The sequence below is a fragment of the Meridianimarinicoccus roseus genome (assembly GCF_003172915.1).
Taxonomy (GTDB): Bacteria; Pseudomonadota; Alphaproteobacteria; order Rhodobacterales; family Rhodobacteraceae; genus Meridianimarinicoccus; species Meridianimarinicoccus roseus.
The window spans coordinates 200,461-210,359 of the sequence record NZ_QGKU01000038.1 but is presented as its reverse complement, the minus strand read 5'-3'; the positions used below and the strand labels follow the sequence as shown (position 1 = coordinate 210,359).

General features: G+C 62.3%; 11 protein-coding genes. 7 read left to right on the top strand and 4 right to left on the bottom strand.

What is annotated here, in order from left to right; all coding sequences use genetic code 11:
- Positions 1–388: IS5 family transposase (locus tag DKT77_RS12785; protein ID WP_109812095.1), on the bottom strand; the 388-nt coding region annotated here is incomplete at its 3' end.
- Positions 389–426: 38 nt separating this feature from the next.
- Between DKT77_RS12785 and DKT77_RS12780 the strand changes: the two genes are divergently transcribed.
- Positions 427–783, top strand: a complete 357-nt coding sequence (locus DKT77_RS12780; RefSeq protein WP_238547868.1) for a S24 family peptidase — start codon at positions 427–429, stop codon at positions 781–783.
- A gap of 41 nt (positions 784–824) precedes the next feature.
- Here the strand turns inward: DKT77_RS12780 and DKT77_RS12775 are convergent, their stop codons facing one another.
- The gene (locus DKT77_RS12775) at positions 825–1,895 is read right to left on the bottom strand and encodes a helix-turn-helix domain-containing protein (RefSeq protein WP_109812067.1); all 1,071 of its coding nucleotides are present in this window, start codon (positions 1,893–1,895) and stop codon (positions 825–827) included.
- Positions 1,895–2,485 carry a hypothetical protein gene (locus DKT77_RS12770; protein WP_109812066.1) on the bottom strand — a complete coding sequence of 197 codons (591 nt, stop codon included), beginning with the start codon at positions 2,483–2,485 and terminating at the stop codon, positions 1,895–1,897. Before DKT77_RS12770 ends, DKT77_RS12775 begins: the two co-directional genes overlap by 1 nt.
- A gap of 459 nt (positions 2,486–2,944) precedes the next feature.
- Here DKT77_RS12770 and DKT77_RS12760 point away from each other — a divergent pair, with 459 nt between their 5' ends.
- The 6 genes from DKT77_RS12760 (at position 2,945) to DKT77_RS12735 (ending at position 9,053) form a co-directional block, all read left to right on the top strand.
- The gene (locus DKT77_RS12760) at positions 2,945–3,379 is read left to right on the top strand and encodes a DUF2924 domain-containing protein (protein WP_238547872.1); all 435 of its coding nucleotides are present in this window, start codon (positions 2,945–2,947) and stop codon (positions 3,377–3,379) included.
- Entirely contained in the window at positions 3,376–4,701 is a 1,326-nt protein-coding gene (locus tag DKT77_RS12755; protein ID WP_109812064.1) for a recombinase family protein, read from the top strand. Before DKT77_RS12760 ends, DKT77_RS12755 begins: the two co-directional genes overlap by 4 nt.
- Positions 4,698–5,081: a hypothetical protein gene (locus DKT77_RS12750; RefSeq protein ID WP_109812063.1), complete on the top strand. Its 384-nt coding sequence runs from the start codon at positions 4,698–4,700 to the stop codon at positions 5,079–5,081. The genes DKT77_RS12755 and DKT77_RS12750 overlap by 4 nt, the downstream gene beginning before the upstream one ends.
- Before the next feature lie 93 nt (positions 5,082–5,174).
- Positions 5,175–7,271, top strand: a complete 2,097-nt coding sequence (locus tag DKT77_RS12745; protein ID WP_109812062.1) for a J domain-containing protein — start codon at positions 5,175–5,177, stop codon at positions 7,269–7,271.
- Positions 7,271–7,678 carry a very short patch repair endonuclease gene (locus tag DKT77_RS12740; protein ID WP_109812061.1) on the top strand — a complete coding sequence of 136 codons (408 nt, stop codon included), beginning with the start codon at positions 7,271–7,273 and terminating at the stop codon, positions 7,676–7,678. Before DKT77_RS12745 ends, DKT77_RS12740 begins: the two co-directional genes overlap by 1 nt.
- A gap of 31 nt (positions 7,679–7,709) precedes the next feature.
- The gene (locus DKT77_RS12735; RefSeq protein WP_109812060.1) at positions 7,710–9,053 is read left to right on the top strand and encodes a DNA cytosine methyltransferase; all 1,344 of its coding nucleotides are present in this window, start codon (positions 7,710–7,712) and stop codon (positions 9,051–9,053) included.
- Here DKT77_RS12735 and DKT77_RS12730 read toward each other — a convergent pair.
- The gene (locus DKT77_RS12730) at positions 9,003–9,821 is read right to left on the bottom strand and encodes a hypothetical protein (protein WP_238547866.1); all 819 of its coding nucleotides are present in this window, start codon (positions 9,819–9,821) and stop codon (positions 9,003–9,005) included. The two genes, DKT77_RS12735 and DKT77_RS12730, sit on opposite strands and share 51 nt — an antisense overlap.
- Positions 9,822–9,899 lie beyond the last annotated feature (78 nt).

The following is a 9,899-nucleotide window of genomic DNA, read 5'->3' as shown; positions in this document are numbered from 1 at the left end:
CGCCCAGGAACTTGATCCCGGTGCTGTCCACGAGCAGGTTCAACGGCCCGTCGGCGCGGCGATAGGGGACCTGGACGGCCAGGGTCTTCTGCCTGCGGCACAGCGTCGAGAAGTCCGGGACGGGCCAGTCCAGCCCTGCCAGCTTCAGCAGGCTCGCGACCATCCCGGCGGTCTGTCTGAGCGGCAACTTGAACAGCACTTTGATCGACAGACAGAACTGTATGGCCGCGTCGGAAAACACCGCGGGACGTCCGGGTCGACCGTCACGCGGCGCACGCCAGGTCATGTCCTTGTCAACCCGGATCAGCAGCGATCCTCGCTTCCGCAACGATGCGTTGTAGCTGGACCAGTTCGTCGTGCGATAGCGGGCGGGTGATGGCTTGCTCATGCACCGCGTCTAACGCGATGGATTCGCGAAGTGAATCCTTGGTCGTCAGACTTTTGCAACAACGCCGCTTCCGGCGTTCCTGGATCCGGAACAGCCTGAAAGCCAGCCCGTCCCAGCTGCGCATCATGCATGTCGAGGGCGACAGCATGGCGCCGACGCTGCTCGACGGCGACACGGTCCTCGTGGACATGACGCGCCGCGCTCCGAACCCGCCGGGCATCTTCGTGCTCGATGACGGCATGGGGCTTGTGGCGAAGCGGCTCGAGCATATTGCCAACAGCGATCCACCAGCCGTGCGCATCATATCCGACAACAGGCTCTACAGCCCATACGAACGGAGCGCCGAAGAAATCCACATCGTCGGTCGTATCCGCTGGTTCGCGCGGGAGATTTGACGCGATCATAGCGCTGTAAGTCTGCGACCGTTCCATAGGGCCTACTTCACCACTCGTAGTCGGGTTGTGGCTCCCGGAAGCGGATGAAGCGCTCGCAGGTCTTCTACGCTTGAGCGGAGCGCTTGTGCGAGATCGGACACGCCGTAGCCGAGTTCCTCGAGATGCAGCCTTACAATCTCCGGAAGGACGGTGGGAATTTCGACCTTGAGATCGAGCTCGGGCGGCTCCGTTCTGCGGTAGCCCATCGAGCTCATCTGCCGCCAGAGATACTGGCTCTGGTTGTCGGTAATCGCGCCAATCTTTTTTGCCCGATAGAGAAGCGCTGCCATGGACACGCGCCAAACCGGCTTCAATGCGGCGAGCCGCTGGATCGTAAGGCGCCGGCCGGAAAGGTGGGGACGAATATCGCGCGCCGGCATGAGTAGCGCCGACGCGAACTCGTTCGCCTCGTCTTCCATTTCCGGCGACGGCACCTGATGCATGACAACATGCCCAAGCTCGTGCGCGAGGCTGAACCGCTGCCGATCAGCCGGCATGTTGCGGTTGAGGAAGATGCACGGTGGCATGTCCGGTATCTGAACCGTGAAGCCATCCACCTTGAGCGCGGCAAAGTCGCAATGGACGACGATGCAGCCTGCTCGTTCCACCCATGCGACAAGTTCACGGATCGGTCCCGAAGGTACGAGCCAGGTGCGCCTGATGAGATCCGCGATACGTTCGGGGTCGCCACCGTATTCGTCGACATCCAGACGCGGAAGGGACAACTCCGGCTCCAGCTCGGCTGCATCGAGCAGTCTTCGGATATGCAGAATCCTGATGTTGAGTTCGGCTTCCAGGCGCTCGATCGCCTTCTGTCCAACGCTCGCCCGCTTCCGGTATTGCACGCTCATCGGCAGGCCAATGACCCGGTCGTTCTGGAAGAAGAAATCGACAGGAAAACCCAAGGCTTCGCTGACGCTCTGCAACACGTCTTCGGTCGGCCCGATCAGTCCGTTTTCAAGTTTCGAAAGGTTTGCCTGTGACACCCCTGAGCGCGCAGAAAGCTCTGTCTGACTCCATCTCCGCGCCTGCCGCGCTATCCGCAGCAGGTCCTGATTGAATTCGGCGGGCATCAGTCTTGACGCTTCTTGCGGTCGTCCGCGGCGCCCTTGAGCTTGACGATGGACGCGGCGGGACGTTCGGGTTTCGCCTCGGGCAACGGCAACGGAACCGCGGCCTCGCCCGCATCCAGCAGGCTGTATTCCCACGCGATCTGATCGCCGTTGCGGGCGACCACGCAGATATCGTCGATCTGCGTTTCAAGACGATTCAGTTTGTAAACGACCTCGACGCGCTGGACCTCCGGCAAGCCAAACAAGTCCTGTTCATGGTCGTGAAAAGCAAGCGCAAGTTGTGTAGCGTCATTCGACGAGCGGCCCGTCTCATCCGCCTTCTTGAACCGAAACAGAACGATATCACGAACAAGGAACTTCATCGTTTCGTGGCCGTCGATCACATGGACGGCATCGTGATCCAGGAGCGCATTGTTCGCGCGTTCGATGATCTGCTCCCAGACGAAATTTGCCCGGCTGCGTTTGCAACGCCAGACGCCATTGAAATCGCTGGCAAGCCAGTCCTCCCATGCCCCACGGATCGCGGATACGACCTGCCCGCGGATCTCGTCCAGGGTCGGACGCACGGTGGTTTCACTGGGAATCGGCATGCTCGGGCCTCGCTTGTTTTGATGGAGGTTAGCGGGGCTGATTTACATAAACAACCCCAAATTATTCACACTATCATTCAAACCCGCCGACGCCGGCCATCGGCGCGGCACTGCAACGCGCACAACTGACTCCCACTGACTGCGCAGACTTACGCAGGATCCCCTTAACCTATTGATTCCGATTGTTTTTCGGGGTCACGCGGATAGCGTTTCTCCCATGAGAAACGCGCCGACATATCCGCGGCTGGGCTCGAACCCACTGCCTCCCGACCAGATCACCCCCGCCGAGCGTCGAGCCGAGCTGTGCGGCCTGCTGGCGCTGGGGCTGGTCCGGTTGCGGCTGCGCGAGCGCAGCGATCCTTCCGACGATACTGGAGAATTTCGCCTACACTCTCCGGCGAGCGCATGCCGTCATGCAACTCCAACTCACCGGAGGAATGCATGAACTAGCCCGATCCCATCCCCGCGCGACTGGCCGGGCTCAAGACCGCGACAACGCCCGAACTGAAGGCGCAGTGGCGCGACCTGTTCGACAGCGAGTCGCCGCCGTTCAACCGCCGCTACCTGGAAAGCCGGCTGGCATACCGCATCCAGGAACTCGCCTATGGTGGCCTGAAGCCCGAGACGATCCGGCGGCTTGAACGGCTGGGCGAAAAGCTCGACGGCGGCGACCGGAAGAAGAGCCGGATGCGCGCCGACACCATGCCCATCGCCGGGACCCGGCTGATCCGCGAGTGGCAGGGTATGGAGCATGTCGTCACGGTCACCGCGGACGGCTTCGAATGGCAGGGGCGACCCTACAAGTCGCTGTCCGCCATCGCTCGTGCCATCACCGGCACGCGCTGGAACGGCTGGGTGTTCTTCGGGCTCAAGAACCGGAGGGCGCGGACATGACGAAGGCGCCGGCAAAATCAGGAATGATCCGGAAGCAGCGTTGCGCGATCTACACACGGAAATCCTCCGAGGAAGGGCTGGAGCAGGAGTTCAACTCGCTCCACGCCCAGCGAGAGGCCTGCGAGGCCTTCATCGCCAGCCAGCGGTCCGAGGGCTGGGTGCTGGTCCGCGATCAGTACGACGACGGCGGCATCTCGGGCGGCACGCTGGAACGCCCGGGCTTGCGGCGGCTCTTGGAGGACATCGAGGACGGGCTCGTCGACGTGGTCGTGGTCTACAAGATCGACCGCCTCAGTCGCTCGCTCGCAGACTTCGCCAAACTGGTCGAGGTGTTCGACCGCAACGGGGTGACCTTCGTCTCGGTCACGCAGAGCTTCAACACGACCACGTCGATGGGTCGGCTGACGCTGAACATCCTGCTGTCCTTCGCGCAGTTCGAGCGGGAGGTTACGGCCGAGCGCATCCGCGACAAGGTCGCGGCCTCTCGGCGCAAGGGCATGTGGATGGGCGGGGTGCCGCCCTACGGCTACCGCGTCGAGAACCGGAAGCTGGTGATCGATGACGAAGCCGCTGAGCACGTTCGCTGGATCTTCGCCCGCTTCCTCGAGATCGGGTCAGGCACGGAACTGGCGCGGGACGTCGCGAAACGTGGCATCCGCACGCCGCGCGGCAACCGGATCGACAAGAAGTACCTGTATCGGATGCTGAACAACCGCGCCTATATCGGCGAGGCGGTTCACAAGGGCGAAAGCTATCCCGGCGAGCATGATGCCATCATCGACCGCAAGACATGGGACCGCGTTCACGCCATCCTGCAGGAGAGCCCCCGGAAGCGGGCGGCGCGCACCCGCGCCGAGACGCCGGCGCTGCTGAAAGGGCTGCTGTTCGGGCCCGATGGCGCCGCGTTCTCGCCGACGCATACCCGCAAGGGCGACAGGCTATACCGCTACTATGTCAGCCAGACGGTGCTGAAGCACGGCGCGGGATCGTGCCCGGTTGGCCGGGTGCCCGCTGGCGAGATCGAGGCGACCGTCATCGACCAGCTCCGCGCCGTTTTTCGCCAGCCCGAGATTATCGCGGGGACGTGTAAGGCGGCGCGCACCCATGCCGACGACATCACCGAGGCCGATGCCCGCGCGGCCCTGCAGCAGCTCGATCCGCTATGGGACGAACTATTCCCCGCCGAGCAGGCCCGCATCGTAGCGCTGCTGGTCGAGCGCGTGGATATCGGCACGGACGGTCTCGGCGTCCGACTTCGCATGGACGGCCTCGGCGGCCTCGCGCGCGAGATGCTGGCCGGCGGGATCGGAGAAGCCGCATGACCCGCGGCACACCGATCCCCGACACGGTGACGCTCCACGTACCATTCCGAACCGTGAAGCGTGGCGGGCGGAGGGAGATGCAGATGCCCGACGGCGCCATGCAACCGCGGCGGACAGACAGCACGCTGGTCAAGGCGTTGGCCCGCGCGTTCCGCTGGAAGCGCATGCTGGAGTCGGGTGAGTTCGCCACCATCGCCGAACTGGCCGAGCGTGAGGGGATCGCCTTCACCTACATGGCCCGTGTATTGCGCCTTACGCTGCTTGCGCCCAACATCGTCGAAGCTATCCTGGATGGGAACCAGAGGTCGGACGTCACGCTGAAGGGGCTCATGGAGCCATTTCCGTTGGAATGGCGATCACAGATGGCGCTGCTTTCCTGAGTGCCCGCCAAATGAAATTCCCCTCGATACGGGGATTGCGGCAGCTTGGGTTTCAGATGACCCTGAGACAAATTGGGGATATTGGGGCGTATCATGTCGGGCATTTTCAGATGGTTATTTGGCGGATCTTCTGCCCGCGAGTCCAAGGCACTGGATACTGCGCGAGATGAGCCTTGCAGTAAGGCCGCTGCCGAGCCGCAGCCTGAGATCCTCCGGATGGCGGACCCTTCTCTGCCCGGGCAGCTCTATTTCGCGCAGCTCGAACGTTTCACCTCCTCGGTTTCCGCAAAGGACTATGTGACCGCGGCCGCAGCCGCGCGTGCAAGTCTACCGCTGCTGCGCGACTGGCTGAAAGATCCTCAAGGCGACGGGCAGCGGCTCGACATTCGGATTCCGGCCCTGTCGCAAGGCGGAATGACGATGGCCATCGTCGGAGATCGGGACGGACTCTGCGAGTTGCGGGACCTGGTGCAGAGTTTCGACCATCTGCAAGCTTACCGAGACGAGGCGGAGGAACACTTCGTCGACCTCGACCTTTTCGACCGGCTCCGGGAAGCGATCCGCGCAAATCCCGGCATCCTGCAAAGCCGGATCAAAACCGTGCTGGGCGTCGATGACGCGCGCCGTGCCAGTCGGCTCATCTCCTACCTCGAGAAGTCGGGAGAAGTCCGTCGCGCGAAGAGCGGAAAGACCTATGAGCTCTATCTCGCCGATGCCGAGATGCCCAAGGCCTCGGCCGCGACGATATACAATGAGCCAGCAAGGCCGGGATCGCTCCGACGCGACCGAGGTGCCGGGCGTCCGCACGAACTCGACCCAAAGCGTGTGAAAATCGTGCCTCTTCCGCCTTCGCCGAATGCGTGGGAGCGACCCGTCGAGATGCCTGCCGCAGAGGAAGCCTTCGCAGACCCTCAGGGAGGCTGGAGCGAAATCGTCGTCGAGCCAATTGCGAAATCGGATCGACCGGATCCGGCCTTTCGCAGGCACTACAGTACGCGTGGCGGCGCACTGTCGTTCGACGATCTTGCGAAGTCAGAAGCGAGCCTTGGCGCTCCTGGAGCGGTGATCTTCAGCGACGCGAGCGGACGACCTGGGACACCGGTGCCCCTACACCGCGATGCCTACCACATCTCCGTTCATCCAGAGGGCGAGGGCTTCGCGCTGCGCTCGAAGAGCGGTGTGATGACTGTCTATCGTGGCGACCTCGGCATCGATTTCGAGACAGATCTAGAGGCCGCCCCGGAAGTCGTCGCCAACCGCGAACGACTCGGCTTGTCAGAGAGCGAGGCACATCGCGCTCTGCGCTGTATAGCGCTGACACCGGATCGGAACCGCTACCTCTTCACCCACGTCGATGAAGCGTGGTGCGTTAACCGGGAAGGAGAGCGCCTATGGGGGCTCAAGATGCCGGCGAAAGAGCCCACCCGCATCAGGGTTGGCGGGTCCAGCTTCGGGACCGCGGCGGAAATCGATCAAGCCTTGGAGGTCATGGGTCTTCAGATGCCGGTCACGCCCGACGAGATCCGAAGGCGATATCGGCAGCTCGCGCGTGAACTGCACCCAGACGTAAATCCGGGAAACGAGGAGAGGATGAAGGCCGTGAATGTCGCATCGGAGCGGCTGACCGGCCTCGACCCTGAGCAGCTGGACGGGAGTGGAGGAGGCGAAGACGGCTTTGAAATCTTGATCAGCTTTGGCCCCGCGGCCGAGGCGGACTGGATTTATGCCGCAGCCTTCTCCGGGACGGGAAAAACCGCTCTGCTCGGCACCTATGCCGGGCGGGTGGTGCGTGTAGACCGCAGCGGCTCGCCGACCACGATCTACGACGTGGGCTCCGTGCCTGTCCGCATCGTTGAGACCGAATCCTTCCTCTATGTGATGACCACGACCCGTCTCTATGTGCTGGATGGCGACCGCCTGATCGCCTTGCATGACTGTTCGTCAAAATGCGATCTGCTCGTCAGCGGAGGCATGGTCCTCCTGGTTGAAGGCAAGGGCGTTCGCGTCTTCACGGAAGATGGCCAGCCGCTGGGGATCGCCCTGACCAAGGCACCCATCCGGCGGGCGTATGTCCACAATGGCGCGGTCGTTGTCGAAACGCGGACGCAACGGGGGAGCTTCCGTGGAATCCGCGCGGCTACGAAGAGACCCGGCGATCCGTTCCAGGCAAGTCGCATGCGTCCATCGTGATGGCTGACCATGTAACTGCGGACCGCCGCTCGTACATAATGTCGATGGTCCGCCAGAAGGACACGAAGCCTGAACTCGCCCTGCGCCGCGCCCTTCACCGGCTCGGATATCGCTTCAGGCTCCATCGTCGCGATCTTCCGGGCAGCCCCGACATCGTGTTCCCGTCGCGGAAGAAGGTCGTGTTCGTGCACGGCTGCTTCTGGCATGGCCATGGCTGCAAGTGGGGCCAACTGCCGAAGTCCAGGCCGGAGTACTGGAAGCCGAAGATTGAAACAAACAGAGAACGTGATAAGAGAGCCTCAACCGAGTTGCTAGAAGCTGGATGGGAGCCGCTCGTTGTCTGGCAGTGCGAACTGAGGGACCTCGAAGGAGCCGTCGGCCGTGTCGAAGCCTTCCTGAGAAGCTAGGTTTCGCTGGTCAATCCGACGCCACACCGATATGTTGAGTGAAAACGACAGGGAGCAAGGCATGGCAAGACCGATAGGAGTCGACCTGTTCGCGGGGGCCGGGGGGATGAGCCTCGGCTTCGAGCAAGCCGGCTTCGATGTGGTCGCGGCCGTCGAACTCGACCCTGTCCACGCTGCGGTGCACAAGTACAATTTCCCGCGGTGCGCCGTTCTCCCAAGATCTGTCACGGACGTCTCAGGCGACGACATCAGTGCGGCAGCCGGGATCGGCAACCGTCGTGTGGACGTCGTTTTCGGTGGCGCTCCTTGCCAAGGCTTCTCGCTGATTGGCCAGCGGGCCTTGGACGACCCGAGAAACGGACTCGTCAAGGACTTCGTGCGCATCGTCAGAGAACTCGATGCCGCGTATTTTGTCTTCGAGAACGTAAAAGGGCTCACGGTCGGAAAGCACCGGAAATTCCTGTTCGAATTGATCGAAGAGTTCGAGGCTGCCGGTTACGAGGTGCAGAAGGATTGGCGTGTGCTGAATGCGGCCGACTATGGCGTGCCGCAGGATCGCCAGAGGTTGATCCTCATGGGCGCCAAGAGAGGCGAAGAGGTGCCGGCCTACCCGACAACGATTGCCGAGAGGCCGACGTGCCAAGCCGCGCTCACCGATCTGCCCGACGCCGAACTCTTCGAAGAGCTTAGGTCGTCGGATTACGTCGAGACGTCTGACTTTGGAAAGCCGAGCAAATATGCCGAGCCGCTGCGAGGGCTTGGAAACGATGCCTGGGCCTTCGGACATCCGAGAAAGTGGGATCCGAGCCTGCTCACTTCGAGCGCGCGCACCGAGCACACCGAGATTTCGCGGCGCCGTTTCCGAGAAACCGATCAGGGACGGGTCGAACCGATTTCCCGGTTCTTCAAGCTCCCGGCGGACGGCGTATCCAATACTCTTCGCGCTGGGACCGACTCGGCACGAGGGGCGTTCACGAGCCCGAGGCCGATCCACTATGCCTACGCACGCTGCGTGACCGTACGAGAGATGGCGCGTCTTCACGGCTTCCCTGACTGGTTCCGTTTCAATGCCACCAAATGGCACGGGGCCCGCCAGATCGGTAACGCCGTGCCGCCGCCACTAGCGCGCGCCGTCGCGGCAGCCGTCATTCGAGCCTTGGGCGTTGAAGCCACTCGCCCGACAGAGGCAATCGCCCTCGGCGACGAGCGGCTTCTGACCATGGGCAATACCGAGGCGGCTGCGCACTTCCAGGTCGAGAATCCAATAGGTCGACGGGATAAAAAGAGCGGTGCCAAGAAGCGAAAGCAGGAAGAAATTGAGGCCTCATATTCCCTTAACGGGAGGCCGGAGTTCATAGATGGCGTCGCTGGCTAGCGTAAGCTCATCGAGCGCCTCAGCGTCGTCTCTCCTGACGGCCTCGAATTCCGTGAGATAGAACCCGACGCCTCTGACGGTCCGGAGGCCGATCGGGACTACCGTGTCGACTTCCGCTTCCGCGAAAGCGGCCTGAACCTGGTTGATGATCTGGCTGGGGATCAATGGGTCCTTGGCCTGCTTCGCCTCACAGGTGACCAGCACAGAATCTGGATTCTTGGGGTCGCCGGCCTTCCCAAGAAACAGAGCATCGATCTCAGTCGAGCGGAGCTTGATGCCCATCTGCAGGTGCGTAAGCTCGAGGAGAGGAAACGCTGGGGCGACTGCGAAGTGCGTCTCGACCACCCGGAGATTGATGGCCGTCTGGATAAGCCAGGTTTCATCGGATCGACCGAGCGACTTTGTGGCCAGCGGCAGACTGATCGATTGCACGAGGAAACGCGGTGCGTCCTCGCGAACCTTGAAAGCATCTGGGAACGGCTCCGTCTGACCGGGACGGTAGGGGATGAATTCGAAGCACTCCCCGTCGCCCGTGCGCTGGATACCTGTGAACCGTCGTGCCGCAACAGAGGCAGGCCAGTTCTTCGATGCGTTCGCTCCGCGGAGCAAATCCTTCATGAAGTTGGCTGGGTTCCGGTCGCTTAGGGTCGAGCCGTACAGCTTGTTGCATTCGCGGATTGCCTGAGCCACATCGTCGAGGCTCATGAGCGTTTTGTCGAGGGCGCCGTTCGTCGCGTCCCAGTGCTTTTCGAACAAGTGCTCGATCACCTGTGTCTTCTGCGATTTCGCCACTTTGTCCGATCCGGCATGCCAATCATTTTACGATAGTATTTCGAACGGACGCCA